Origin of the sequence: Polaribacter sp. HaHaR_3_91 (genome assembly GCF_019278525.1) — a bacterium.
In the GTDB taxonomy this organism is placed as follows: Bacteria; Bacteroidota; Bacteroidia; order Flavobacteriales; family Flavobacteriaceae; genus Polaribacter.
Genome location: NZ_CP058986.1, coordinates 1,605,890 through 1,631,623 on the forward strand (window position 1 = coordinate 1,605,890; position 25,734 = coordinate 1,631,623).

Here is a 25,734-nt window from a genome sequence, read left to right on the forward strand (position 1 = left end):
AAATATTATGACTTTACCTAAATTTTTATTAGCAGATAACAGTAAATTTCCTGAAGATATTTTTGTGTTACACACAGAGTTTCCTCGTTTTTTAATCAACTTAAAAGATGATGAAGTAGAGTGGTTTGAAGATTTAACAGGAGAAAGTGAAGAAGATATTGCTACAGAGTTAGCAGATTTAATGGATAAAGCAGGTGCTTTTTATGATGATGAAATGAAGGAATTTGACTAAGACTCGCTAACTTGTTTTTAGGTTTTAACCCTGAATAACAGTAGCTGTTTTTATAAATAAAATAGGATTATTAAACGCTTAAAGAATAGAATCTATTTCTAATTTTTAAGCGTTTTTTTGTGTCTAAAAGTTTTTTCATTTAGTTCTCAATATTCGTTTAGAACTTTCCTTTTTTTTTAAAATCAGCAAGTATAACAGCCATAATTTGATTTGTTTTTTTCTAAGGAAGATCAAATAAAAGTTAAAGAGATAGAAGTGGTGAAAAAAGATGATTTTTAGACTATCAATAGAATGAAAAATAACATATTTTAACAACTTGTCTGCTCTAAAAAGAGCCTAAGTTTTAGTATTTTTATCCTATATTTAAAACAAGATAAAATGAAAAAAATACTGATTACATTTATTGTATTTATGGTCTCAATTCCTTCAGCATTGGCAGATGAGGGAATGTGGTTTTTAATGCATATTGAGCGATTAAATCATCGTGATATGCAAAAAATGGGATTACAATTAACAGCAGAAGAAATTTATAGTGTTAACAATCAAAGTTTAAAAGATGGTATCGTACAATTTAACGGAGGTTGTACAGCAAGTATTGTTTCAGAAAGCGGGTTGGTGTTAACAAATCACCATTGTGGTTACAATGCAATTGCAGAATTATCTACAGCAGAACAAAATCACTTAAAAAATGGTTTTTGGGCAGGTTCTAAAGAAGAAGAATTGAAACCAGAAAGCTTATATGTACGTTTTTTTGTAAGAATGGATGATGTTTCTAAACGTATTTTATCTCTTGTAAATGATAAAATGAGTGAAAAAGAACGTGAAGCAATCATTAATAGAGAAATTGCTAAAATTGAAAAAGAAAATAACGAAGGTGGAAAATATACCGTTTCAGTACGTTCTTTCTATGAAGGAAATGAGTTTTACTACTTTGTGTATGAAGATTATAATGATGTTCGTTTAGTAGGTACACCTCCAGAAAATGTTGGTAAATATGGTGGAGATACAGATAACTGGGAATGGCCAAGACATACGGGAGATTTTTCTTTATTTAGAGTCTATGCAGATGAAAACGGAGAACCAGCAGAATATTCTAAGGCAAATGTGCCTTTAAAAGCAAAATATCATTTACCTGTTAATATTGATGGTGTAAAAGAAAACGATTTTGCTATGATTTTAGGATATCCTGGTAGAACAAACCGTTGGATGCCTGCACAAGGAGTAGAGCAAAACGTAAAATTTGCATATCCTGCTTGGGTAGAAGGTTCTAAATTAAGTATGGATGTTATGAAAAAATACATGGATGCAGACGAGTCTGTAAATCTAATGTACGCATCTGCTTACGCTGGTATTGCCAACTATTGGAAAAATAGAGGTGGAATGATTACCGCTTTAACAGAGCATAAAACGGTTGAAAAGAAAAGTAAAGTAGAAGCGAAGTTTGTAAAATGGGCTAAGAAAAAAGATAATAAAGAAGCCTACGGAAAGGTTATTGAGAATATCAATAATTACTATAGTTTAACCAACGAGAAGGCAAAACAAACCAACTACTTATTAGGGATGTTGCGTTCTAGTAAATTTGCTGTTTTACCATACAGAATTGGTGGTGCTTTAAAGCAATATACAGCTGCAAATGAAGCAGAGCGTGCAAATATGTTACCAAGGTTACAAGCGCTTATAGAGAGTTCTTATAAAGATTTTTACTTGCCTTTAGAGGAAGAGGTTTTTGCAAAACAATTAGGTTTGTTAGCATCTAAATCTAATTACTCATTGCCAGAATTGGTTGCAGAAGTAGGTGGGAAAAACGACAATGATTTTTCTACGTATATCAAAGCTATTTTTAAGTTGAGTATGTTTACTTCTAAAGAAGGAGTGGAGGCTTATTTACAATACCCAAATGAAGCTATCTTAAATAGTGATCCTTTATTGCAATTGTCTAATCAGTTATTAGATAAATATAGAGAGAATCCAGAAAACTTGGTACAAGCAGAAAATGATTTTAAAGCATCATTTAGATTGTTGGTAAAAGGATTGCGTGAATCTGGATTGAGTAATATTAAATATCCTGATGCAAATTCTACATTAAGATTGTCTTACGGTAAAGTAAGAGCTTTGCCTGCGGATAAGAGAAAAGATGCGAATGAAAATAATTATACTACTTTTCAGGGGATGATTAAAAAATACAAACCAAACGATTCTGAGTTTGATTTAGACCAAAGCATGTTAGATATTTACGAAAAGAAAGATTACGGACGTTACGCAAATGAGCGTGGTCAGTTACCTGTAAACTTTTTAACGGATAACGATATTACTGGTGGTAACTCTGGTTCTCCTGTTGTAAACGGAAAAGGTGAATTAATTGGTTTGGCTTTTGACGGAAACATTGAAGCAATGGCTGGTGATGTTATTTTCGACTCAAACTTACAAAGAACTATTAATGTTGATATTAGATATGTACTTTGGTTGATAGATAAATACTCAAATGCAAAACATATTGTAGATGAGTTGACTATTATTAGTAAAAAATAGTAAAGTCTATTTGTAGATTTTATCTATAAAAAAGCTCTCTGGTTTCAGAGAGCTTTTTTTGTTTTAAGGAATTAAAGATTATGAGTGAGGTTTGCTTACGTTGTTGTGTTATGGAAAGTTTCGTTTAAATTGAATGGCTATTTTCCGCAGGAAAATAGGACTTTACAAAAATGCAAATAATTTTGGTTAAGCAATAATTTTGCAATTTTTTTTACACGGTGTTGGCATTTCGTTATTTTTATTCTTTCACAAATTTGTTTCCAAATTCACGAATTCGATAATTATAAATTCCTTTACTCAACTCAGAAATATCTAATTGAATATTTTCTCCATTTCCAATTATCTTTTTTTCAAGAACTTTTCTACCATTTATGTCGAAAACTTGAATTTTCTCATTTTCGTTATTTTTCAAAGGGTTTTTAACGTTTATTTTGTTCGATGAAGGGTTAGGAAAACTTATCATTTTTTGTTTTTTCAATAAATTTTGTTGATTTACTGATAAAGTTCCAGATAAACCATAAACACTAAACGTTATTGGGCTTTCACCTGAACCAGCTAAATCCTTATACATTATTAGTTTGTATTCATTTTGTGGAGTTTTAACAAGATTAAATGTGATAAAATTCTCAAAGTTAAAAATGTTATCTCCATCTTCGTTATAAACAGTAAGGTTTTCTTGATAAGGTGAATATCTTACAGAGGAAACAATAAACTCAATTTTTGAGTCCGAATTGAATAATTTATCAGAAGGTAAATATATTTCCCTCATTTCATAACCATTTTCAAGTGTAATATTTACGGTTTTTTCCAGAATGTGAGATGAATTAAATATTTTAATTTCATTATTAGACCAATTAGTAGTGTAATACTTTATTTCTCCATTACTATTAAAAGATGAAAATATTTCATCACTATCTGTATATCCACTCGTTGTATAAGTGTTTTCTAATGTTTGGCTAAAACCGATTGAACTAATTGCAATAAATAAGTAAAGTAATTTCTTTTTCATAATTTTAATTTCTGTTAATAATACTAATTTTTAAATGTCTGAATTTTAGTTGGTTCACTTTAATTAATGTCAACGTTGTTGTGTATTAAAAGTTGCGATTTTGTGAACGAGGAATTTCCAACGGAAATTCAGAAGTTTGCAAATAAGCAACAAGTTTTAGTTTAGCTAAAAATAGCAATTTTTTATACACGGTGTTGGGCTTAGTTTTTTATTTAATGATTAATTTATTCAAATTACTAGAATCTATTACAGTGCTAATTTCTTTCAAACCTGGCAAAGGAATGTTTATTGGTTCATTTTTCGTAGGTGAAATTAATATTCGATATTCATTTTGATATTCAAACTTTTCATCTTTGTGATGTAATGAGATTTCTCCGTTATGAATTTTAGGAGAATAATATGTTACTTTTTTCCTAGAAAAATTATAATTCATTTTTTCAATTTCTCTATCAAGAATTTCAAAGAATTTTTTCCAATCTAATATTAACAGAGCTTTGTTTCCCATTTCGAGTAGTTTTTTTTCAAAAAATCTACTTTTTTTACCAGTTTCAAGAACTAACCAATTAAGTGAACAACAATTAATTTCAGGGTTATCTAAGTTTTTCATTAATTGACCTTCAAAATTTTTGAAAACTTTATGTAATTCTATTTCCTTGTTATTTGTTGTTAGTGTTAAGTTATTTATTTGCGTATTACTTACATTTAATTCTTTCGGGTCTAATCTTCCTGTTTGGTCTTCTGAATTACTTCTAAATTCTTTTAAACTTTTAAAATATAAATATTCGTTCTCATACATATCGTTAATGTATTTTGATTCACCTATTTTTATTAAAATTAGATTTTTCATAAATTAAGCCCAACTTCTATATATGATAACTTTAATTACGTATATCCATTATTTAAAAAGGGATATACATAGTAATATATTTGATTTTTTCAGAAATTCTTTCATAGGAAATGGGAAGAATTTGGTAGTATAAATGTACAGTAAATAGCAAGTGTATGTTATTTAAATGTTTAAACAATTTTTTCAACTTATTAACAAAAGTTTATAGGGTATCAATTTATAAAAAATGAGTTTCAGAAAAACTTTAAAATTCATACGGTATTAGAGAAGCTTATTTTAGATTTAAAATTCTTTTTACATAGAGAAAGCTCTCTAAAATCAGAGAGCTTTTTGTAACGTGTTTGTATATGGTTTGTTGCGTGGTTTAAGCAACTAATTTAGTAAATAATTAACGACCAAGAAAGTCCGCGAGGACTTTCGTAAGTAGGCGAGAAGTTAGCAATAAATTATATAGAGTGTTGGCATAAGTTATTTATATTTTCCGATTTTGATAGTACCAGCAATATAGATTGTTGCAGATTGCCATTCTTGTTTTTCGTAAATTTTATTAATTCCAATTCCTAAAGTTGCAGGAATTTTATAATCTTTTTCCAAAGGATTTGTAAGGAAATTTAATAGCATTCCATATCCATATGTGGGAGAAGCATTATTTTGTGTAGACCAACTTAAATATGGAACTGGATTTATATATTTTACATAAAAAGGATAACTTACAGCTAATCTAAATTTATTTATATTATTATCTATTGTACCGTATTTTCCTTTAAATTCTTTAAGAGCGACTAATTCATCTGTTATTGTTGTTTCTCCAATATCTTGATAGTCTAGTAACTCTTTCTCATTCCAACCTCTTGATAAAGTAGCATTTAAAGAAATAATGCTTTTAGAATTTTTAAATAAATAGTTATAATTTAAATTCATACCGATTGTATTTGGATATCGATTTTCTTCAGTATTCAAATTTGTATCGTATAAATCAACATTATCTATTTTAAGAAATATGTTTCCTCCAAATGTATACGCTCCTCTAGGTGTTTTTTTTAAGTCCTTAAGGTCTTCCATTGTTTTCTGCCAACCTAGTTCTAGTCCTAGTCCAAGATTTAAATCATTTAACTTATTAATATTAAAGTTTTTTCCTGAGTTTAAAAGAGAAGCTTTAAACAGAAAGCCACTTAATTTTGAAATTGTTTTATCACCGCTTACATCTTCTACAAATTGATGTTTGTATCTGCGAAATGATTGAGAATAAGATAAAGGTTCTTTACTAGTAAATTCAAGTCTATTAGTTTTTAAATCATAAAATGTAAAGACAGGATCTCCATTACTATCTACTCCTATATTTTGACTAGAAACATAATTTATAGTTGATAAGGTGAAGATTATAAGTAATTTTTTTTTCATATCAGGTTAGTTTTAGTTGGTCTCAAGTTATAAACTTTGTTTTTATAAGTCAATACCTAATAGTAGGTATATTTATTGGTTGAGGTGTTTTCTTAAATAGTTGTCAATTTCTTTATATACTATTATTAATTACGCACCCCCAAATGCAAAAAGCTCCCTGAAATCAGAGAGCTTTTTGTAATTATATAACTTGTAAAGAATGTTATTCTTATTTTACAGCCATTAATTCTACATCAAAAATAAGTGTTGCATCTGGTGGAATAACTCCTCCTGCACCAGCAGAACCATATGCTAAATTAGAAGGAATTACAAAACGAGCTTTGTCTCCTACTTGTAATAATTGAATTCCTTCATCCCAACCAGAAATAACCTGACCTACACCAACATTAAAATCGATTGGTTCTTTTCTCTTGTAAGAAGAATCGAATACAGTACCATCTAATAATTGACCTTTGTAGTGTACAGATACTCCAGCTCCTTTAGTAGCTTTTTTTCCTGTTCCTTTTTGTAAAATCTGGTAACGTAAACCACTTGCAGTTTCATCATAACCAGCAGCAACCGTATCTAACAATGCTTTTTGTTTAGCTTTTTCTTCTGCTTCACGCTTTTCTCTAGATCCTTCAAAAGTTCTAAAAGCTTCTACCGCATTAAAAGCTTCTGCTTCTGCACCAACTTTAATAATTTCTACAGTTGTTATTTCATCTCCTTGAGCAATTGCATCAACAACATCTTGCCCTTCTATTACAGAACCAAAAACAGTATGCTTACCGTCTAACCATGGAGTAGGTACGTGGGTTATGTAAAACTGACTTCCGTTTGTTGCAGGACCAGAGTTAGCCATTGCTAATTTTCCTGGAGCATCATGTTTTAAATCTGGGTGAAATTCATCATCAAATTTATAACCTGGGTTACCAGTTCCTGTTCCTTGTGGACAACCACCTTGTACCATAAATTCTGGAATTACTCTGTGGAATTTTAATCCATCATAATAAGGAGTTCCTTGCTCTTTTACAGCATTTTCTAAATTTCCTTCTGTTAAAGCAACAAAATTACCAACAGTTCCAGGAGCTTTTTCGTGTTCTAATTGTACTAAAATCTCACCTTTTGGAGTGGTGAATTTTGCATAAATTCCGTTATTCATAATCTTTTAATTTACTTTTTTGTTTTCTCGAGCGCAGTCGAGATGTTTTATTCATTTAATAGTTCTCGACTGCGCTCGAACTGACATTACTAATAACCTTGAAATACATCAAGATTTTATTGTTATTGATAAGATTCTGAAACAAGTTCAGAATACATTATTTTTTAGCATTTAAAATTGATAAACCATAGGTAAAACCAATATTTAAATTTGTTGAGTTTACGTTGCCATTAGGAGACCACATTTGTCCGCCCGAAGCTGTAAACGAAAAGTTATCGTTTAAATGATAATTAATACCTGCGGTTGGTCTTACTAAAACACCTTCGCCAGAATCTACACCACCGCCACCTGCAACACCTGCTGCAGCTTCTGCAAATAATGAAAAATTGTTATTTAAAAATTTATTTGATTTTATTCCTAATCCAAAAATTCCATGAGCATAACCACCTGCACCACCTAAATAAGCAAAAGAAGCTTCTCCGGCTATATAAAAACGATTGTTTAGGTCGTAATTAACTTTTAATGCTATTAACTCTAAATCATGTTCTTTGTAAGATCTATCAAGAATGGCAACATCAAAATAAGTTTGATTTTGCACACCAATTTGTATTCCTTGGGTTTTTATATATTTAATTTTTTCTGCAGTGTAAGGATCTTTTATTCCGCCACTTAAACCATAATATTTTAAACTAAAACCGGCTGTATATGCTTCAAAAGTACCACTAACAGATTTATGATAACCACCATGAAGACCTAAACCAAAATTTTTGGTAACTTTTACATCTGCACCAACACTTGGGTACATGGTTAAACCACCTTCAGGAAAAATTCTACCTCCTGCAGCACCAATTCCTGCTTTGGCAAAAAAGTTTACATATTCTGTTTCTACAAAGTTTTTACCAATACCGAAAAAAACGTCCATAAAACCAGCTCTTAAACCACCATACATGGCGTCTACATGTGCGTAAACAAAGGTGTTTTTATTTAAATAACGTTGGTACTCAAAACCTAAAAGGCTTAATGTTTGGGTAATTGGAGTTGTATTATTAAAGTTTCCAAGACCATCGTTTCTTGAAGATCCTATTGGAAAAAGGTAATCAAAAGTAATTTGTTGTACACTTTTTACAGCGGGTTTAGTCCAAACTTTATCTTTGGTTTCATCGTTAACTGTAAAATATTTTTGAGCATGTTTGTAAGATGTAGTTCTTAACGAGGTTGGTATTTCTACAAAAAAGGAAATATTATCTCCTTTTTGAATTCCGGTAAAAAAGTTTACATAACCATATTGCAAACCAAATGCATATCCGTTATTTTTATATTGTAAACCTATGTTTGGGTAGATAATTCCACCGCCATCAACTAAGCTTCTAAAACCACCACCACCTCCTATATGCACGTTGGCATCGAAATATAAGTTTTTATAAAGTTGAGTGTTTACACCTAAATTTACTCCTAAAGTAAATAAACCACCTTGATCACCATATACTGCTCCGTGAAAACCAGCACCTGTATATAACCAATCATTTAAAGGAAAATTATAATTTAGTCCAAATAAACCCATTCTTGGTTGAAGTGTGTAGGTACTACCATCTCCATAATCATATGTTTTATTTGGTTGGTCTATTAAAATATAATTTAAACGAATAGAATTGTGTAATTCTTTAGGTTTAAAATCTGATAAATTATAAGTCTGTGAAACTCCATTAAAACTGAGAGTTGCTAGCAGTAAAAAAAGAAATTTCTTCATCATAATTATTTTTTAAATTCACTTGTAAAATGCAACTTTACGGTTGGATATTTACTTTGTGTCATTTGTATGGTAAATTCAGAATCGGCTAAAAATACCAACTGACCTTGTTTGTCCTTTGCTAAATAACGTTGCTTAACACGTTTAAATTCTTTAAATTCATCGTTCTTTATATCTTCTGGTTCTACCCAACATGCTTTGTGAACACTTAAATTTTCGTAAGAACATTTTGCTCCATATTCGTGTTCTAGTCTGTATTGAATAACCTCGTATTGTAACGCACCAACAGTTCCAATTACTTTTCTACCATTCATGTCTAAAGTAAATAGCTGTGCTACACCTTCGTCCATTAATTGATCTAAACCTTTATATAATTGTTTAGATTTCATTGGGTCTGCGTTATTTACGTAACGGAAATGTTCTGGAGAAAAACTAGGAATTCCTTTAAAATTCAACTCTTCTCCTTCAGTTAAAGTATCTCCAATCTTAAAGTTACCAGTGTCATGAATTCCTACAATATCTCCAGGAAAAGATTCTTCTACAATTTCTTTTTTCTCTGCAAAGAATGCATTCGGACTAGAAAATTTTACTTTTTTGCCATTTCTAACATGTAAATAAGGCGCATTTCTTTTAAAAGTTCCCGATACAATTTTAATAAAAGCAAGTCTATCTCTATGCTTTGGATCCATGTTTGCATGGATTTTAAACACAAAACCAGTCATTTTTTTCTCTTTAGAATCTACTAAACGCTCTTCAGCTTTTTTAGGCTGTGGAGCAGGAGCAATGTTAATAAATGCATCTAATAATTCTTTTACACCAAAATTATTTAAAGCAGAACCAAAAAATACAGGTTGTAAATTTCCTTCTAAATAATCATTTCGATTAAATTCTGGATACACTTCACTAATCAATTCTATTTCTTCACGTAAAGTATCGGCTGCTTTTTTACCAACGATAGTATCTAGTTCTGGGTTTGATAAATCATCAAACTCAACACCTTCAGAAATAGAAGTTTTATTATCACCAGAAAAAAGATTTAATTTCTTTTCCCAAATATTATAGATTCCTTTAAAATCATATCCCATTCCTATAGGAAAACTCATTGGGGTAACAGTTAAACCTAATTTTTGCTCAACTTCGTCTAATAAATCGAAGGCATCTTTTCCTTCTCTATCCAACTTGTTGATAAAAACCAACATCGGAATTTTTCTCATTCTACAAACTTCCACCAATTTCTCGGTTTGTGGTTCTACACCTTTTGCAACATCAATTACCACAATAACACTATCTACAGCAGTTAAAGTTCTAAAAGTATCCTCAGCAAAATCTTTGTGACCAGGCGTATCTAAAATGTTTATTTTTTTATCTTGATAAATGAAAGCTAAAACAGAAGTAGCAACAGAAATACCACGCTGACGTTCAATCTCCATAAAATCGGAAGTTGCTCCCTTTTTTATCTTATTATTTTTTACAGCACCTGCTTCTTGAATTGCACCACCAAATAGTAACAATTTTTCTGTTAAAGTTGTTTTACCAGCATCCGGGTGCGATATAATACCAAAAGTTCTTCTACGTGCTATCTCTTCTAAAAATGTCATCTACAAAATTTGAGGTGCAAATATAGGGTTTATTCTATAATTTTTTTAGTGATTTTAATCGCAGATCGATAGCTAAGGATTCAACTCCCTTAGGTTTGTTTCTAAATGAAAAATATTTGTTTTAGAACTATGTCTAACTATCCTTGATAATAGGTTTTTGATTGGTGATAAAAAGAAAAAAAAGATACTTGTTTTACAGTTTTTTTTTGCTTTTTTTTTTTAACAGACAAAACACTCAAAAATAGTTATTTGAGTCAGTCTTGTTTCTTGTGTCTTTTAGTGCAGCGGTCTTAAGTCTTTTTAGTAGACATTAATAGTGTGATTTCTTAGCAAATCTCTATGAAATAACTCTTTATTCTATAATTTCGATGTGCATTTTTACATCATCAACAGGCCATTCATCTACGCCAACTTCAACTTTAGACATTTTTGTCATGGTATCAAAACCAGAAATAACTTCGCCAAAAACAGTATGTTCATTATCTAAATGATGAGCACCTCTCTTACTCTGAACGATATAAAACTCAAAAGGACTTGATAATTTATTAGGATTATTGTCCCATTGTCTGGCAGCAGCCAATGCACCATATTTATGTTTTCTGTTATTTCTAAATTCCGGTTCTAACAGATAGTTCCCGTATTTTCTGCGTTCTCTTTGGGTGTACATTTCATCAGAATTACCACCTTGTAACACAAAGTTTTTAGCAATTCTATAAAAAACAGTAGTGTTAAAATATTTTATTTTGGTTAAGAAGATAAAATTTGCTCTATGAATAGGCACATCCTCAAATAAACGCAATTTTATTTTGCCAAAATCGGTTGTAATTTCTACAATGGTTTCTGGGTTTTGTTTGCCGAATTCGGTTAAAAAAGCCTCTGTGTTTTCACTATTTAGACTATCCCAAGCTTTTACAACCTTCTCTTCTAGTTTATTTTTATTGGTTTGTTTTTCTACAGGTTTCTTTTCATCTTTACATTGATAAAATGCAATTATGGCAACTATAAAAAAGGCTTTTAAGAAAATTTTCATGAAAGAAATTGGATGTTAATAATTACAAATATATGTTATCAAAATAAAAGAATAGAAAACTCTTATGGGTTTTGTAATTATTTTATGATTTAATACTCATTGATTTTCTTATTTTTGCGAATATGGAAGAACAAGTAGTTTTAGTAGATGAAAAAGACAACCCAGTTGGGTTGATGGCAAAAATGGAAGCACATGAAAAAGCATTATTGCATAGAGCTTTCTCAGTTTTTGTTTTTAATGATAAAGGAGAATTAATGCTGCAACAAAGAGCTGCACATAAATATCATTCGCCTTTATTATGGACAAATACCTGTTGTTCTCATCAAAGAGATGGAGAAACAAATTTAGCTGCAGGTAAAAGAAGATTAATGGAAGAAATGGGGTTTGTTACGGAAATAAAAGAAGTTTTTTCGTTTATGTACAAAGCACCTTTTGATAATGGTTTAACAGAGCATGAATTTGATCATGTGATGGTTGGTTATTATAATGATGCTCCCAAAATAAATAAAGAAGAAGTAGAAGCTTATAAGTGGATGACTTTACTTGATGTTAAAAAAGACATGGAGAACAATCCGAAAGAATATACAGAGTGGTTTAAAATTATTTTTGATAAATCTTTTGAAAAATTAAAAAATGCCTAAAGTAAAAGTTTATAGAAGAGCACATTTTAATGCGGCACACAGACTGTTTAATTCAGAGTGGTCGGATGAGAAAAATGCAGAAGTATTTGGTAAATGCAGCAACCCAAATTACCATGGTCATAATTACGAAATGATTGTGGCTTTGTTTGGTGAAGTAGACCCTATTACTGGTTTTGTATATGATTTAGGTTTGTTAAGAGAATTGATTAAAGAGGAAATAGAAGAGCCTTTTGATCATAAAAATTTAAATATTGAAGTTCCAGAATTTAAAAACTTAAATCCAACAGCAGAAAACATCTCAATAATTATTTATAACAAATTAAGAGCTCATATACCAGCAAACTTAGAAATAGAAGTAACTTTATACGAAACACGAAGAAACTTTGTGCGTTATTCTGGAGAGTAACCATTTTACAAGTACCTTTTAAATATAATTTATGAAAATAATTGCCATGATTCCTGCACGATATAGTGCATCTCGTTTCCCAGGAAAGTTAATGAAAGATTTAGGAGGGAAACCTGTTATTTTAAGAACGTATGAAGCCGCTTTGCATACCAATTTATTTGATGATGTTTTTATTGTAACAGATTCTGATGTTATTTTTGAAACCATAGAAAAAGCAGGCGGAAAAGCAATTATGAGTACCAAAGAACACGAATGTGGTTCTGATAGAATTGCCGAAGCAGTAGAAAATATTGAAGCAGATATTGTAATTAATGTTCAGGGAGATGAACCTTTTATTGATGAAGTTTCATTATCTAAATTAATTGATGTCTTTAAAAAAGACGATAAAAAAGAGATAGATTTAGCTTCTTTAAAAGTACAAATTACCAATAAAGAAGATATAGAAAACCCTAATAATGTTAAGGTAATTACCGATGTAGATAATTTGGCAATTTATTTTTCTAGAAGTGTAATTCCGTTTCATAGAGATAAAGACATTGCTGTTAAGTATTATAAACACAAAGGCGTGTATGCTTTTAGAAAGCAAGCATTAATAGATTTTTACAATACGCCAATGACACCATTGGAAGCTGCAGAAAAAATAGAAGCCATTAGATACCAGGAAATTGGTAAAAAGATTAAAATGGTAGAAACGGATGTAGAAGCTGTAGGCATAGACACTCCGGAAGATTTAGAAAAAGCTATTCAATTTTTAAAATTATAAATCATGAAAATAAGTAACAACATAAAGGTAATTGCTTTTGATGCGGATGATACTTTGTGGGTAAACGAAACTTATTTTAGAGATGCAGAACATCAATTTGCAAAATTATTAGCAAAGTACGAGACCGAAAATAAAATAGACCAAGAGCTTTTTAAGAAAGAAATTAAAAACTTAGTATATTATGGTTATGGTGTAAAAGGTTTTATTTTATCGATGGTAGAATGTGCTTTAGAGCTTTCTAATTATAACGTGAATCAAAAAACAATAGCCGCAATTTTAGACATCGGTAAAGAGATGTTAGATAAACCTATAGAGTTGCTAGATGGAGTAGAAGAGGTGTTGCAATCTCTTCAAGGAAAATATAAGTTAATTGTTGCTACCAAAGGAGATTTGTTAGATCAAGAAAGAAAGCTAGAGAAATCTAATTTGCTAAAATATTTTCATCACATAGAAGTGATGAGTGATAAGAAGGCGAAAGATTATAAGAAATTAATAAAGCACTTAGATATCAAGCCATCAGAATTTTTAATGATTGGCAATTCGTTAAAATCAGATGTTTTACCATTAGTTGCTTTAGGTGCATCTGCAATTCATGTTCCGTTTCATACCACTTGGGTTCATGAAGAAGTGAGTGATCAAGAAAAATCTGATTCAGAGTACAAAACAGTTACTAACATTAAAGACATCGTTCCCTTTTTATGAAGTATTTAAATATTGAAAACTGGAATAGGAAACAACATTACGAACATTTTAGAAATTTAGAAGATCCTTTTTTTGGAGTAACGGTTAATGTTGATGTTACTACGTTATACAAAAGGTCAAAATTGGAAAAGAAATCTTTCTTTGCCATGTATTTGCATGCTTGTTTGGTAGCGTTAAACAGCATAGAGAATTTTAAATACAGAATACAAGAAGATAAAGTTTTTATTTGCGATACGATTCATGCTTCGGCAACCATTGCAAGAGAAGACCATACTTTTGGGTTTTCTTTTATTCATTATGCAGAAGATTTAGAAATATTCAATAAGAACTTTTTAGAGGAGAAAGAACGAATTTTAAATTCTACAGATTTATTTCCTCCAATAGTATCAGATAGTTGTATTTATTGTTCGGCTTTGCCTTGGTTTACATTTACGAGTCAAAAAGAACCTGTTTCTGGAGTTAAAAATGAAAGTATACCAAAGTTATCTTTTGGTAAAACTTATCAAGAAAACGATAGAATAATGATGCCTGTAGCTATTGCTGCAAACCATGCATTAGTAGACGGATATCATATTGGTTTATTTTTTGAAGAATATCAGAAACAATTAGATAAAAACACCTAACTTTGCAAAATTAAATTTTAAAGAAGTTATGGCAAGTATAAAAAACTTAAAAAAAGATATCAATTACGTTTTAGGTGATGTTATCGAATATGCATTAGATGTTTCAATCTTAAAAAATGCACCAGAAAAAGGAGAAGCGATTATTGATGAAGCTATCGAAACTTTTGACACTTTAGTTGCTAAAGTTAACAACAGTAAGGTAGAAAACAAAAAAGCGCACTTTAAAGCAATCAACCTAGAATTAGAAGAAAAAGCGAAAGGATTAGTTGAAAAGATTAATACATTATAATCTTAACAATTTTTTAAGCATAATTTAAGACCATCATTTATAAAATGATGGTTTTTTTCGTTACTTTTGGTAAAGCTACTATAACGATTTAGTAGTTGTGTTTATTGTCTAATTTAATTAATAGAAATGGCTAGAGCAATGTTTGAGTACACTAAAACGGTACTAAAAAAGGTAAGTTTTAATTCAGATTTGTTTTGTAAAGAACTAGAAAAGGCCTTAAGTCGATTGTTACCTTATGAAGTAGATGAGCTAACGATTTGGTTAAGACAGTTTACTTCTAATAAACCAGAATTATATTCTTGCATGGCATTAATTAAGTAACAAAAAAAAAGGAAGCATTTAGCTTCCTTTTTTTTGTTTAATTTTTAGATTCTGATCTCCTATGTTTGTATTTACTCATTAGTTTTCTGCCAAACTCCATTTCTGCTAACTGTAGTTTAACAATCTTTTTATAAGAAATTACTTTTTTTACGTTATTTATAAAATCATTTTGAGATTCATAAATTTTTTGATCTGTGTCTAGTTTTAAAGCTATTAATTTTTCTGCCTCTTTTTCAGAAACCGAGTTAATATCTCCTTCTATCATAGCTCTTTTAATTTCTGACCTTAGTATGTTTCTTAAACTATACTGTTCTTTACTATAGGTGTTGTAAATAGGCCAAAACTTTTCAGCTTCGCTAGGAGATAAATTTAATTGTTCTGTTAAATAAGATATTTTTAGAGCTTTAATTTTCTCTTTACTTCCTTGCTTATCTTGAGCAGACAAGGTAAGAGTACAAAAAAGGGTAATGCAAATAAGAGTTATAATTTTTTTCATATTCTTAATTTTAGTTTATTTCATTTAAAAATGAAGTGTTGTCTATAGAATTTATATAATCTTCAATGTTTTCATCTTCTAAAGATGAAAAATAAAAGTCACTCTCTTCTAAAAGGTCATTTTCTAATACAATAGCAATGTCATTAGTATGTATAGTAGCAGAATTTAACCAAAACTCCATGTCATCATCAGATAATGAATCTATGGTTAGTTCTTCTGTCTTGTTAAACTCAAAAGAATTTAAACCGATAAATAAAATGATTGATGCTGCAGCAGCAATAGGAATTATTTTTAAAATTCTTTCTTTAAAAGAAATAACTTTAGCTTCTTTTTTCGGTTCTGAAACTTTAGATAGAATATTATCTTCTAAATCTTTAAAGTAGTTATCTGGTGTTGTAAAACCATTTTCTTTAGTCAGATTCTCTTCTGCTAATTTTGTATCAATAGCATCTTCAATTGTATCAAAATAGTTTTTAGGAAGCGAAAAACTATTTTTCTTTCCTAATATTGAGTTTAAATACTCTTCGCTATTTTTAATCTTGTTTTCCATGATACTCTTTAGACCTTTTATTTATAGAAAGGTTTAATTGGTTTCTTTTTTTATATAAAGTTCAATTTTCTTAACTGCGTGAAAATAAGAAGCTTTTAAAGCTCCAACAGAGGTTTCTAAAATTTCAGACATTTGATCATATTTTATTTCATCAAAATATTTCATGTTAAAAACAAGTTGTTGCTTTTGTGGTAATGTTGCAACTGCTTTTTGTAAAATAATTTGAATTTCATCACCTGTATAAAAATCATCACTCGCTAGAGTAGATGCTAATTCTTGTTGGTAATCAGTAATGTCTAAACTTCGTTTTTTAGCTCTTTTGTTTATAAAAGTGATAGATTCATTGGTTGCAATTCTGTACATCCAAGAAAATAACTTACTCTCTTGGTTAAACTTATCTATATTTTTAAAAACCTTAATAAACGTATTTTGTAAAACATCATCTGCATCATCATGAGAAATCACAATTTTACGGATATGCCAATACAAGCGTTCTTTATAGAGAGTTATAAGCTCTCTAAATGCTTTGTCTTTAGTCTGAACATTTTTTAATTGTTCTATTAAAATAGTTTCGTCTGTCAACTATAATAGTTTATAAAGTTTAGACTTAAATAGTGATAAAAGGTTTAATGCTTATTTTCTAACTCTTGTTCTAGAGTAACCAAAAAGTCTTTTTTGCTTTATAGTATCAGAAATTCCTTCAGGTAACATTTCTTCCCAACCTTTTTCTCCGTTTAAAATCATTTTTAAGATAGTACGAGAAAAAATATCTAAGATATCTTTGTCAAAATCATCAATATTAACCAGTTTTCCGTTGTTTTTAAAGAACTTGTATAGTTCTTTCATTCTTGGGTGAACCTTAAGTTTTTCTATTGTAATGTACTCGTCAGATTTCGTATCATGATAAGGATAGGTATATACTTTTAAGTCTCTGTAAAATAATTTACCAAAAGCTTCTAAGATTCCTCCACTTAAATTACGGTAATATTTCTCATCAAAAAGTTCTATAAGATTTTGACCTCCCATGGTTAAGCCCATTCTTTCTTTGGTAAATTCACTAAAATATTCTACCAATTTAAAGTACTGTTGAAAGCTTGTAATCATTACATTTTGTCCTAGAGAGCAAAGTAATTCTGCCCTGTCTAAGAAATCTCTTTCATTAATTTTACCTTCAGAAGTTAGGTTACTTAGGGTAATCTCGAAAATTACTTGAGTTTTACTTTCTTCTACTTTATTTTCTGATAAAAATATTTTTTTAGACTTTTCATACATGTCCATATTTACCTTAGTAACAGGTCTAAAACTTCCACGTAAAGCTAAAATGTTTTTCTTATATAAAACTTGTGCTGGTAATAAGTTATTTCCGTCAGGGCCGAACATAACGGCATTTGTCATACCATTTTTCAGCAATTGTAAACTCATTAAACGGTTGTCTACATACATAAAACGAGGTCCAGCAAAATTAATCATATCAATTTCTAACTGGTCATTACTTAAGTTGTCGTAAAAAGATTTTACTAAATCTTTAGGATTATCATTCAGATAAAAAGCACCATAAATTAGATTTACACCTAAAATACCTAAGGTTTCTTGCTGTAAACGAGCATCCGTTTCTTTAAATCGTAAGTGTAAAACAATTTCATTGTAGCCCTCTAAAGGATCTAGTTGAAAACGAATTCCTACCCAACCGTGTCCTTTAAATTGTTTTGCAAAATCTATAGTAGTTACTGTGTTGGCGTAACTAAAGAATAATTTATCTGGATGTTTTTGTCTGCTTAATCGATCTTCCATTAAATCGATTTCGTGACCTAACATTTTTTTTAAACGCGGCTGTGTTACATAACGATTGTCTTCTTCCACGCCATAAATAGCATCAGAAAAATCTTTATCATAAGCACTCATTGCTTTTGCTATTGTTCCTGAAGCAGCTCCAGATCTAAAAAAGTTACGAGCAGTTTCTTGTCCTGCGCCAATCTCAGCAAAAGTTCCGTAAATATCTCTATTTAAATTAATTCTTAGCGCTTTGCTTTTAATTGTAGGAACACTACTAATCTCTTGATCTCCTTTTAAAGATATTGCCATATAATGCTATTTTTTAAGGTTGAAACAAATGTACTAAAATAGAAGGCTATCAGTCAATTTTTATGTTATTTTTGTTGGAATGAACTTTACTAAGAAACAACTGAATATTACTTTTTTAGGAACAGGTACTTCACAGGGAATTCCGATGATTGCTAGTAACGACCCTGTTTGTTTGTCTAAAAACTTAAAAGACAAGCGTTTGCGGTCTTCTGTTTTAATCTCTTGGGACCATGTTTCTTATACTATAGATTGCGGTTTAGACTTTAGACAGCAAATGTTAAGAGAGAATGTACAATCTTTAAATGGTGTCTTTTTTACGCATGAACATGCAGATCATATTGGTGGTTTAGATGATTTAAGAGCTTTTTGTTATCAAATCGGGGAAATGCCAATTTATTTATTGGAAAGAACCTTACTAAGTTTAGAAAAAAGATTTGATTATATTTTTAGTGTAGAAAATAGGTATCCTGGTGCGCCGAGTGTATTGCCAAAGTTGGTAGATAAAACAAGTTTTAATGTAGAAGGAGTAGAGGTAACTCCTATAGAAGTTTTGCATGGAAAATTACCTATTGTTGCATACAGGTTTGGAGATTTTGCCTATTTAACAGATGTGAAAACGGTTTCTGATGAAGAGAAGTTGAAATTGAAAGATTTAGATGTTTTGGTAATAAACGCATTAAGAATAGAAGAGCATCCTACTCACTTTAACTTACAAGAAGCCTTAGATTTTATTGCAGAAATAAAACCTAAAAAAGCCTACTTAACGCATATTAGTCATAAACTAGGTTTTCATGATGCGGTATCTAAAATGTTACCAAAAAACGTGTTTTTAGCCTATGATGGTTTAAAAATAACAGTTTAAGATTATAAAAACTCTTTTTTGATGTATATTTGTTAGGAGTGCCTAATTTTTACCACTCATTAAGAACAATAACTATTACTTACAGTAACCAACTTTTAGTATAAATGGAAAAAAATTCAGAAAATAAACAACCTGTAGTTGAAAATCATAAAATTGATGATAGAATTGCAGCGGTAAGAGACTTGATTTTTGGAGAAAACATGCAGCAATACAGTACCGAATTTGCTGATGTGTACGACCAGATAAAAACATTAAAGGATCAAACTAATAAAAACCTATCTGAGTCTGTTACAAACCTAGAAAATAAATTAGCGGATCTAGAAAGTTTAATGGAACACAAGTTTCAAGACTTGAATGATGATCTAGATAAAAGATTAGCTGATTTAGATGATGAAAAAGCAGACAGAAAAAAATTAGGTAAAGCTTTAGAGAAAATTGCATTGATGTTGCAAGAATAGATGAAAAAAATGCCTGCAGATAACAATAAAGACAATCGTTTTGAGTTGCTCAGAGAACTTTTATTAGCTGATGATAGAGAGAAATTTGATTCTCTTAGTGAAGAAATTATCCTTAGAGAAAAATTGTCTAAAAGAGTTGCACCTCTTGTAGATGAAAAAATTACGGACTTACGTAATAATTTTTCAAGAGATTTTGGAGGCACCATTACAGAAACGATAAAAGTTCAAATAAGAGACTCTCAAGATGAAGTTGTAGAAGCCTTATACCCAATTATGGGTAAAATGGTTAAGAAATTTATTGTTGCAGAAATTACTAAATTATCAGACAGTATTAATGAAACTGTTAAAGAAAAATTCTCTATTCAACAAATTCTTAAAAGATTTTTTAAAGGAAAAAGAAATGATGCTGGTATTGTTTTAGAAGGGGTTTTTGAATTTGTTATAGAAGAAGTTTTTATCATAGAAAAAGAATCTGGTTTACTTTCTGGAAATTATTCTAGAGGAAATATTGCAGATAAGGATATGATTTCTGGCATGTTAACAGCTATTAAGTCTTTTGCTGAAGATGCCTTTTCTAAAGAAGGTCAGGATTTAGAAAATATAAAGTTTGAAACTTTTCAGCTTTCTATAAAAAACTTTAAAACTATTTATATTGCCATTGCAACTTCTGGGGTTATTACAGAAGAGCATGCAGAAGAATTGTCTGACAATATAAATAACTTATCAGAAATTATTTTAAGAGATCGTTCTTATTTATCGGATGAAGAGCGTTTGAATAATTTAATTTTAAACGAATTGATTAAAGAGTAAATAATTATTCAGAATTTATGATTGCAAAAAAAGTACTACTCGTTGGTAATTTTGGTGTTGGTAAAACATCATTAATTAGACGGTTTGTTTTAAATGAGTTTTCTGAAGATTACATTAGTACAATTGGAGTTAGAGTGAGTAAAAAAATAGTGGAATATAAAAATGAAACTATTAAATTGATGATTTGGGATGTTGCAGGTACAAGTGGCAATGATAAAATACCCAAAGCTTATTTTTTAGGGTCTAATGCGGCAATGTTTGTGTTTGATGTAAGCAGAGAGGAAACCTATTTAACTATAGACGAGAATCTAAATATGGTTAAAGAATTATCTGGCTTGCAAAACATAATAGTGGTTGGTAACAAAAAAGATTTACTTTCTGCAGAAGAATTAGAAAATGTAGTACAGAAAGTTTCTGTACATATAGATTTAATTACCAGTGCCAAAGAAGATGAAAATGTTGAAGATGCTTTTATGAAATTAACTACATTAGCTTTAAAATAATACTATTGATACCTGCAAAAATAGATGATGTTTTTATACAATTAACTACCGATTTTTCGGGGGTTATTACAAACATTGATGCAGGGAGTTTTGCTAAAACTGCATTTACAATTCAAGATTCTATTTACGATTCTTGCCCTTTCTTAGAGGGAACTTTAGAAGCTTTACCGTTAAATGATCCCTTTTTATTAGAGGGAATGGTTATTGTATCTGAAGATACAGAATGTAATATAGATTTAGAACTTTTTAAAGAGGATGCTCAAATCACTATTTTAATACATAATAGAAGCAATGTATATAAATATGTAAGTGAGTTAAATCAAAATAGAAATGATATTTTCTTTATCAAAAGGGAACTTGCAGAGAAAAATATCGAATTAGAAAAGCTACGAAAACTTGCAGATAAAGCGAACGAAGAGAAATCTCGTTTTTTAGCAATGATGAGTCATGAAATTAGGAATCCATTGAACTCAATTCTTGGATATTCTGAAATGATTTCATCAGAAAATTTGAATAAGAAAGTTACCGAGTACATTAAAAACTTATCATACTCAGGGAAAAACTTAAAGGTTATAGTAGATGATATTTTAGATTTATCACGTATAGAAGCTGGTAAATTAGTTTTGGTAAATGAAGAAATTTCTATTGTAGAAACTATTCAGAATTGCAAAAATGATTTTCAGCATATTCATACCAATAAAAATGTAGAATTAGTTTTTTTAGCATCAGAAAAACTGCCGGAAATTGTTTTAGGAGATGCTGTAAGAATTCAACAGATATTATCAAATTTAATTAGCAACGCTATTAAGTTTACCAATAAAGGGAAAGTTGTTATAAGTTTAAAAGTGTCTTTTGAAACAGAAAGTAAGGTTGCCATAATCTTTGAAGTTACAGATTCTGGTAGAGGGATGAGCGAGTCTCAACGGTTAAAAATATTTGAAGAATACCAACAAAACGAATTAAATGACCATAGAGTTTATGGTGGTGCTGGTTTAGGATTGGCTATTGTAAAACGTTTGGTAGAAGCTATGAATGGTAATATTTCTGTAAAAAGTGAATTAAATAAAGGAACTTCCTTTTTTGTTGAAATTCCTTTTGAAAAAAAGTCAAAATTAAAGAAGCAGGTAATAATTCCAGAAAAGGTTAATAATAAAAATATCGATTTAGAAGGAAAAAATATTTTAGTGGCTGATGATGATCTTATGAATCAAACAATAGTTGCGCATATTTTGAAAAAAGAAAAAGTGAATGTAACCATTGTAAATGATGGCTTAGAGGCACTTTCTAAAATTGAAAATGAAGTTTTTGATGTTGTTTTATTAGATATCAACATGCCAAATATGACTGGTGAAGAATTGATAAAAAAGAAAGCGACTACTACAAACGTCAATTCTAGAACCCCTTTTTTAGCATTAACAGCCAATACTTCTACGGAGGATATTGAAAGGTATTCTATCTTAGGGTTTTCTGGAGTTATCTCTAAACCTTATACTATTGTTGATTTTATAGCGAAAATTAGAAATGTTTTTCTTCACCAATAATTGATCAAACAAAAGAAACTTTAGTGTAAGCTCTATTTAGTAACTTAATCACGCTCTAAAAAATCTTGAAAAGCTTCTTGAGAAATAGATTTTCCTAAAGAGTCTAATTTTGCAGCTTCCGTACCTTCTTCTAAAATTGCTTTCTTACTGACATGATCAAATAGATAAAGTCCATTTTTAGTAAGTGTGCCAAATCCTTTGTTAAAGATATAATGTGCGTATTGTTTATCGGAAGTATTAAAAATGTTTTTACTAAATTTAAAATCAGAATTATCACCATTTAGTAAGTCTAGAAGTGTGTAAGATAAATCTACCTGACTAGCAATATTGTCTATTTCAATTCCCTTTTTGTTTAGAGCACCACCTAACCACAACATAGGTATTTGAAATTTTATGGGCGCATTAAAGGTGCCTTTATGTTCCGGAGAACGGTGCCCATGATCTGCAATAATAACGATTAAGGTGTTTTTGTACCAAGGCTGTTGTTTTGCAAAATTAATAAATGTACCAATGGTTTTATCTGTATAGGCATGCGCGCTTCTAAACTTATTTTCTTCAGTATCTTTTCCGAATTTATAGGTGTCAGGGAATTCGTATGGCTCGTGGCTTGTAAGTGTTAACGCTATTTTAAAGAAAGGTTCGTTTTGTTTTTTAGACAAATCGTCTGCTAAACGTTTCATAAACACGTGATCGTGCGCTCCCCATTTAGAATTCCAATCTTTTACATCAAAATCATTACCATCTACAAAATCGGTAATTCCTGAATTTCTTAAATAGGTGTTCATGTTACCAAAGTTTAAATCGCCACCATAATAAAACGAAGTATGATAGCCTAAATCGATCATTTTTTTAGGTAACATTGGTAGGTTTCTACTTTTATTTGGCATTTTCATAATGCTCTGCGATGGTTGGGGATAGTACCCACTTAAAATAGCAGGAATCCCTTTGTCTGTTCTATCTCCGTTCGCGTAGTAATTGGTGAATAAAATACCTTCTTTAGAGAGCTTGTTTAGATTTTCTGTTACATTTGGCTCACCTCCTAAAGACCCTACAACTTTTGCTGTTAAACTTTCCCAGATAATAAAGATTACGTTGGGTTTTGTGGTGTTTAAAATGCTGTCAGTATCAGCTGTTAAAAGTTGAGATCTTCTTTTTTTGATGGTGTTTTTTGCTATTTCACTATCAAAAAATTTGTAAGGGTTTTTACCATCTGGTTTATGTGTAAGTGCGTTAAAAAAGTTCCAAGCATAATTTATGGATGCGTGATTTGCAAACATATTACTAGAAAAGTAAACATTACTTTGGTTAACAGGTATGGTTTGTAAACCGCCTCTTACTGGTATAATTAATGCAGCTGTTATTAAGAAAAATAGCACAGCTTGTAGCCAAAAGCCTTCTTCTACCTTTGCTATTTTCTTTGAAATAATGTTGTTAAACCATTTTATAAAGATGAAAGAAGTTGCAATCCAAAATAGGGTTCCGGTTATCTTTTGAAAAGTAGAAACAGAAGCAATCATAATTTCTGGAGTATTTAAATACTTTAGTAAAGCGGTATCTAAACGCGTTCCCCAAGATTGATATAAACTAGCATCTATAATTAGTAATAAACTTAAAATAACAATCATAATACCCGAATACCATTTTATAATTGTTCTAATTATTTTTGAATTGATAAAAACAGAAAAAATGATGATTAAAAACGGAATAAAACATAAATATGCGGCAAAAGAACTGTCTAATCGTACACCGTAAAGAAATGTTTTTAGTGTCGTTAAAAAGTCTAACTCTTTTGTTTTATCAAGATAAAAAAGAAGGAAAAATAATCGTGCAAACGCAAAATATCCTATCCATAATAGAAAATAATAAATATTGAATAGAAATCTGTTTTTTAATGTTTTCAAGGAGTAGAAATTCAGTTTGTTAATTATGTTTATTTTATCTAAAAAGTTTCTAAGAATTCTCAGTAACTTTTAAACGCGCTTTTGCAGTTACAGAAACATCAGAATAATCGTTGTTTAAGTATTTTATATAACCAGTAATAGCAATCATTGCAGCATTATCGGTAGTATACTCAAATTTAGGTACGTAGGTTGTCCATCCAAAATGTTTTTCTGCTAACTGTAAGCGATGTCTAATTTCTGAATTTGCAGAAACTCCACCAGCAATAGCAATATGTTTAATGCCTGTTTGTTTTACCGCATTTTTTAATTTATCCATTAAAATCTCTACAATTGTATATTGTATAGAAGCACAAATGTCATCTAAATTTTCTTCAATAAAATTCGGATTTATTCTTACTTGTTTCTGAATAAAATATAAAATCCCCGTTTTTAATCCGCTAAAACTAAAATCTAAATCACCTACTTTAGGTTTTGTAAACTGAAAAGCTTTCGGGTTTCCTAGTTTTGCATGCTTGTCTATTAAAGGACCACCAGGATAAGGAAGACCTAAAATTTTAGCAGATTTATCAAAAGCTTCACCAACAGCATCGTCAATGGTTTCGCCTAAAACTTCCATTTCAAAATGATTGGTAACTTTTACAATTTGTGTATGTCCGCCACTAATAGTTAAACATATAAAAGGAAAAGGAGGCATTTTACTATTCTCATCCTCAATAAAATGAGATAAAATATGAGCCTGCATATGGTTTACATCTATTAAAGGTATTTGTAAACCTAAGGCTAAAGATTTTGCAAAAGAAGTACCTACAAGTAAAGAACCCATTAAACCAGGCCCCCTTGTAAATGCAATTGCAGATAAATTTTCTTTAGTTATATTTGCTTGCTCTATAGCTTGTTGCACTACTGGAACAATGTTTTGTTGATGCGCTCTAGACGCTAATTCTGGAACAACACCACCATATTTAGAATGTATTTCTTGGTTAGCAACAACATTACTCAGCACTTTTGCGTTACAAATTACTGAGGCACTTGTGTCATCACAAGAAGATTCTATCCCTAATATATAAACCTGTTTTTTCATTAAAAATGATAATTTAAAGCAAAATTAAGGATTATTTTATGTTGTCTTCCTTTTTTAAGAATAGAAATTTAATTCTTTGTTAAATTTGCACGTTCTTTGTAGTAATTGGCAACGTTTTTGATTACTATATATCATCTTTGTTACACTCATTTTAAATAGAAAAAATTATCA

27 protein-coding genes are annotated in these 25,734 nt (G+C 30.0%); 14 read left to right on the plus strand and 13 right to left on the minus strand.

All coding sequences use genetic code 11. From position 1 onward, the window contains the following. The first annotated feature begins 7 nt into the window (after positions 1-7). Positions 8-232, plus strand: a complete 225-nt coding sequence (locus tag H0I27_RS06675; RefSeq protein ID WP_068449935.1) for a hypothetical protein — start codon at positions 8-10, stop codon at positions 230-232. A gap of 378 nt (positions 233-610) precedes the next feature. Next, positions 611-2,761 (plus strand): S46 family peptidase, encoded by a 2,151-nt coding sequence (locus H0I27_RS06680; protein ID WP_218733061.1) that lies wholly within the window; start codon positions 611-613, stop codon positions 2,759-2,761. Positions 2,762-2,999: 238 nt separating this feature from the next. Here H0I27_RS06680 and H0I27_RS06685 read toward each other — a convergent pair whose 3' ends face one another. The 7 genes from H0I27_RS06685 to H0I27_RS06715 all read right to left on the minus strand — a co-directional run bounded on the left by H0I27_RS06685 (position 3,000) and on the right by H0I27_RS06715 (position 11,534). Continuing rightward, entirely contained in the window at positions 3,000-3,770 is a 771-nt protein-coding gene (locus H0I27_RS06685; RefSeq protein ID WP_218733062.1) for a T9SS type A sorting domain-containing protein, read from the minus strand. A gap of 208 nt (positions 3,771-3,978) precedes the next feature. Continuing rightward, positions 3,979-4,617 (minus strand): hypothetical protein, encoded by a 639-nt coding sequence (locus H0I27_RS06690; protein WP_218733063.1) that lies wholly within the window; start codon positions 4,615-4,617, stop codon positions 3,979-3,981. A gap of 468 nt (positions 4,618-5,085) precedes the next feature. Further along, positions 5,086-6,018 carry a hypothetical protein gene (locus H0I27_RS06695; RefSeq protein WP_218733064.1) on the minus strand — a complete coding sequence of 311 codons (933 nt, stop codon included), beginning with the start codon at positions 6,016-6,018 and terminating at the stop codon, positions 5,086-5,088. A gap of 208 nt (positions 6,019-6,226) precedes the next feature. Beyond that, positions 6,227-7,159: a peptidylprolyl isomerase gene (locus H0I27_RS06700; protein WP_218733065.1), complete on the minus strand. Its 933-nt coding sequence runs from the start codon at positions 7,157-7,159 to the stop codon at positions 6,227-6,229. A gap of 157 nt (positions 7,160-7,316) precedes the next feature. After that, entirely contained in the window at positions 7,317-8,906 is a 1,590-nt protein-coding gene (locus H0I27_RS06705; RefSeq protein ID WP_218733066.1) for a hypothetical protein, read from the minus strand. A 5-nt stretch (positions 8,907-8,911) separates the two neighbouring features. Next, a complete protein-coding gene (locus H0I27_RS06710; RefSeq protein WP_218733067.1) occupies positions 8,912-10,504 on the minus strand; it encodes a peptide chain release factor 3 in 1,593 nt (530 codons plus the stop codon). A 352-nt stretch (positions 10,505-10,856) separates the two neighbouring features. Next, positions 10,857-11,534: a peptidylprolyl isomerase gene (locus H0I27_RS06715; protein WP_218733068.1), complete on the minus strand. Its 678-nt coding sequence runs from the start codon at positions 11,532-11,534 to the stop codon at positions 10,857-10,859. A gap of 122 nt (positions 11,535-11,656) precedes the next feature. On the opposite strand from H0I27_RS06715, the gene idi reads away from it, so the two are divergent. The 7 genes from idi (at position 11,657) to H0I27_RS06750 (ending at position 15,279) form a co-directional block, all read left to right on the plus strand. Further along, positions 11,657-12,175, plus strand: coding sequence for an isopentenyl-diphosphate Delta-isomerase (gene idi, locus H0I27_RS06720; RefSeq protein WP_218733069.1), 519 nt, complete (start codon positions 11,657-11,659; stop codon positions 12,173-12,175). Continuing rightward, positions 12,168-12,581 (plus strand): 6-carboxytetrahydropterin synthase, encoded by a 414-nt coding sequence (locus tag H0I27_RS06725; protein ID WP_208888881.1) that lies wholly within the window; start codon positions 12,168-12,170, stop codon positions 12,579-12,581. Before idi ends, H0I27_RS06725 begins: the two co-directional genes overlap by 8 nt. Before the next feature lie 31 nt (positions 12,582-12,612). Continuing rightward, positions 12,613-13,344, plus strand: coding sequence for a 3-deoxy-manno-octulosonate cytidylyltransferase (kdsB, locus tag H0I27_RS06730; protein WP_218733070.1), 732 nt, complete (start codon positions 12,613-12,615; stop codon positions 13,342-13,344). Between the two features lie 3 nt (positions 13,345-13,347). Next, a complete protein-coding gene (locus H0I27_RS06735) occupies positions 13,348-14,046 on the plus strand; it encodes an HAD family hydrolase (RefSeq protein ID WP_218733071.1) in 699 nt (232 codons plus the stop codon). Then, positions 14,043-14,669 carry a chloramphenicol acetyltransferase gene (locus H0I27_RS06740; protein ID WP_218733072.1) on the plus strand — a complete coding sequence of 209 codons (627 nt, stop codon included), beginning with the start codon at positions 14,043-14,045 and terminating at the stop codon, positions 14,667-14,669. The genes H0I27_RS06735 and H0I27_RS06740 overlap by 4 nt, the downstream gene beginning before the upstream one ends. A gap of 28 nt (positions 14,670-14,697) precedes the next feature. Next, positions 14,698-14,958 (plus strand): hypothetical protein, encoded by a 261-nt coding sequence (locus tag H0I27_RS06745; protein WP_165730272.1) that lies wholly within the window; start codon positions 14,698-14,700, stop codon positions 14,956-14,958. 126 nt (positions 14,959-15,084) lie between these two features. Then, on the plus strand, positions 15,085-15,279 hold the full coding sequence (locus tag H0I27_RS06750) for a hypothetical protein (RefSeq protein WP_165730274.1): 195 nt from the start codon (positions 15,085-15,087) through the stop codon (positions 15,277-15,279). A gap of 37 nt (positions 15,280-15,316) precedes the next feature. Here H0I27_RS06750 and H0I27_RS06755 read toward each other — a convergent pair whose 3' ends face one another. The 4 genes from H0I27_RS06755 to H0I27_RS06770 are packed head-to-tail and all read right to left on the minus strand — an operon-like array spanning position 15,317 to position 18,407. Then, on the minus strand, positions 15,317-15,775 hold the full coding sequence (locus H0I27_RS06755) for a sensor of ECF-type sigma factor (protein WP_218733073.1): 459 nt from the start codon (positions 15,773-15,775) through the stop codon (positions 15,317-15,319). A 10-nt stretch (positions 15,776-15,785) separates the two neighbouring features. After that, positions 15,786-16,325 carry a hypothetical protein gene (locus H0I27_RS06760; RefSeq protein WP_218733074.1) on the minus strand — a complete coding sequence of 180 codons (540 nt, stop codon included), beginning with the start codon at positions 16,323-16,325 and terminating at the stop codon, positions 15,786-15,788. A 33-nt stretch (positions 16,326-16,358) separates the two neighbouring features. After that, entirely contained in the window at positions 16,359-16,907 is a 549-nt protein-coding gene (locus H0I27_RS06765) for an RNA polymerase sigma factor (RefSeq protein WP_218733075.1), read from the minus strand. A 51-nt stretch (positions 16,908-16,958) separates the two neighbouring features. Further along, positions 16,959-18,407, minus strand: coding sequence for a TonB-dependent receptor (locus tag H0I27_RS06770; protein WP_218733076.1), 1,449 nt, complete (start codon positions 18,405-18,407; stop codon positions 16,959-16,961). 79 nt (positions 18,408-18,486) lie between these two features. Between H0I27_RS06770 and H0I27_RS06775 the strand changes: the two genes are divergently transcribed. From H0I27_RS06775 to H0I27_RS06795, 5 genes are all read left to right on the plus strand, one after another. Then, positions 18,487-19,269, plus strand: coding sequence for an MBL fold metallo-hydrolase (locus H0I27_RS06775; RefSeq protein ID WP_218733077.1), 783 nt, complete (start codon positions 18,487-18,489; stop codon positions 19,267-19,269). Positions 19,270-19,373: 104 nt separating this feature from the next. Beyond that, a complete protein-coding gene (locus H0I27_RS06780; protein ID WP_068449955.1) occupies positions 19,374-19,727 on the plus strand; it encodes a hypothetical protein in 354 nt (117 codons plus the stop codon). Positions 19,728-19,736: 9 nt separating this feature from the next. Beyond that, a complete protein-coding gene (locus H0I27_RS06785) occupies positions 19,737-20,537 on the plus strand; it encodes a cell envelope biogenesis protein OmpA (protein ID WP_218733078.1) in 801 nt (266 codons plus the stop codon). Positions 20,538-20,554: 17 nt separating this feature from the next. Continuing rightward, complete coding sequence (locus H0I27_RS06790) at positions 20,555-21,040, plus strand: Rab family GTPase (protein ID WP_218733079.1); 486 nt, start codon at positions 20,555-20,557, stop codon at positions 21,038-21,040. Positions 21,041-21,045: 5 nt separating this feature from the next. Beyond that, the gene (locus H0I27_RS06795) at positions 21,046-22,581 is read left to right on the plus strand and encodes an ATP-binding protein (protein ID WP_218733080.1); all 1,536 of its coding nucleotides are present in this window, start codon (positions 21,046-21,048) and stop codon (positions 22,579-22,581) included. Between the two features lie 44 nt (positions 22,582-22,625). Here the strand turns inward: H0I27_RS06795 and H0I27_RS06800 are convergent, their stop codons facing one another. Together H0I27_RS06800 and tsaD are read right to left on the minus strand one after the other, a co-directional pair. Then, positions 22,626-24,482, minus strand: a complete 1,857-nt coding sequence (locus H0I27_RS06800; RefSeq protein ID WP_254713152.1) for an LTA synthase family protein — start codon at positions 24,480-24,482, stop codon at positions 22,626-22,628. 49 nt (positions 24,483-24,531) lie between these two features. Then, positions 24,532-25,563 carry a tRNA (adenosine(37)-N6)-threonylcarbamoyltransferase complex transferase subunit TsaD gene (gene tsaD / locus H0I27_RS06805; protein WP_218733081.1) on the minus strand — a complete coding sequence of 344 codons (1,032 nt, stop codon included), beginning with the start codon at positions 25,561-25,563 and terminating at the stop codon, positions 24,532-24,534. Positions 25,564-25,734: the final 171 nt, after the last annotated feature.

What these genes read in the sequence shown, in the direction of transcription:
- H0I27_RS06755 (WP_218733073.1), bottom strand. Translation starts at nt 15,775, where the DNA reads ATGAAAAAAATTATAACTCTTATTTGCATTACCCTTTTTTGTACTCTT.
- H0I27_RS06725 (WP_208888881.1), top strand. Translation starts at nt 12,168, where the DNA reads ATGCCTAAAGTAAAAGTTTATAGAAGAGCACATTTTAATGCGGCACAC.
- H0I27_RS06745 (WP_165730272.1), top strand. Translation starts at nt 14,698, where the DNA reads ATGGCAAGTATAAAAAACTTAAAAAAAGATATCAATTACGTTTTAGGT.
- H0I27_RS06675 (WP_068449935.1), top strand. Translation starts at nt 8, where the DNA reads ATGACTTTACCTAAATTTTTATTAGCAGATAACAGTAAATTTCCTGAA.
- H0I27_RS06715 (WP_218733068.1), bottom strand. Translation starts at nt 11,534, where the DNA reads ATGAAAATTTTCTTAAAAGCCTTTTTTATAGTTGCCATAATTGCATTT.
- H0I27_RS06695 (WP_218733064.1), bottom strand. Translation starts at nt 6,018, where the DNA reads ATGAAAAAAAAATTACTTATAATCTTCACCTTATCAACTATAAATTAT.
- H0I27_RS06680 (WP_218733061.1), top strand. Translation starts at nt 611, where the DNA reads ATGAAAAAAATACTGATTACATTTATTGTATTTATGGTCTCAATTCCT.
- idi (WP_218733069.1), top strand. Translation starts at nt 11,657, where the DNA reads ATGGAAGAACAAGTAGTTTTAGTAGATGAAAAAGACAACCCAGTTGGG.
- H0I27_RS06690 (WP_218733063.1), bottom strand. Translation starts at nt 4,617, where the DNA reads ATGAAAAATCTAATTTTAATAAAAATAGGTGAATCAAAATACATTAAC.
- H0I27_RS06710 (WP_218733067.1), bottom strand. Translation starts at nt 10,504, where the DNA reads ATGACATTTTTAGAAGAGATAGCACGTAGAAGAACTTTTGGTATTATA.
- H0I27_RS06740 (WP_218733072.1), top strand. Translation starts at nt 14,043, where the DNA reads ATGAAGTATTTAAATATTGAAAACTGGAATAGGAAACAACATTACGAA.
- H0I27_RS06760 (WP_218733074.1), bottom strand. Translation starts at nt 16,325, where the DNA reads ATGGAAAACAAGATTAAAAATAGCGAAGAGTATTTAAACTCAATATTA.
- H0I27_RS06775 (WP_218733077.1), top strand. Translation starts at nt 18,487, where the DNA reads ATGAACTTTACTAAGAAACAACTGAATATTACTTTTTTAGGAACAGGT.
- H0I27_RS06780 (WP_068449955.1), top strand. Translation starts at nt 19,374, where the DNA reads ATGGAAAAAAATTCAGAAAATAAACAACCTGTAGTTGAAAATCATAAA.
- H0I27_RS06770 (WP_218733076.1), bottom strand. Translation starts at nt 18,407, where the DNA reads ATGGCAATATCTTTAAAAGGAGATCAAGAGATTAGTAGTGTTCCTACA.
- H0I27_RS06685 (WP_218733062.1), bottom strand. Translation starts at nt 3,770, where the DNA reads ATGAAAAAGAAATTACTTTACTTATTTATTGCAATTAGTTCAATCGGT.
- kdsB (WP_218733070.1), top strand. Translation starts at nt 12,613, where the DNA reads ATGAAAATAATTGCCATGATTCCTGCACGATATAGTGCATCTCGTTTC.
- H0I27_RS06705 (WP_218733066.1), bottom strand. Translation starts at nt 8,906, where the DNA reads ATGAAGAAATTTCTTTTTTTACTGCTAGCAACTCTCAGTTTTAATGGA.
- H0I27_RS06790 (WP_218733079.1), top strand. Translation starts at nt 20,555, where the DNA reads ATGATTGCAAAAAAAGTACTACTCGTTGGTAATTTTGGTGTTGGTAAA.
- tsaD (WP_218733081.1), bottom strand. Translation starts at nt 25,563, where the DNA reads ATGAAAAAACAGGTTTATATATTAGGGATAGAATCTTCTTGTGATGAC.
- H0I27_RS06700 (WP_218733065.1), bottom strand. Translation starts at nt 7,159, where the DNA reads ATGAATAACGGAATTTATGCAAAATTCACCACTCCAAAAGGTGAGATT.
- H0I27_RS06750 (WP_165730274.1), top strand. Translation starts at nt 15,085, where the DNA reads ATGGCTAGAGCAATGTTTGAGTACACTAAAACGGTACTAAAAAAGGTA.
- H0I27_RS06735 (WP_218733071.1), top strand. Translation starts at nt 13,348, where the DNA reads ATGAAAATAAGTAACAACATAAAGGTAATTGCTTTTGATGCGGATGAT.
- H0I27_RS06785 (WP_218733078.1), top strand. Translation starts at nt 19,737, where the DNA reads ATGCCTGCAGATAACAATAAAGACAATCGTTTTGAGTTGCTCAGAGAA.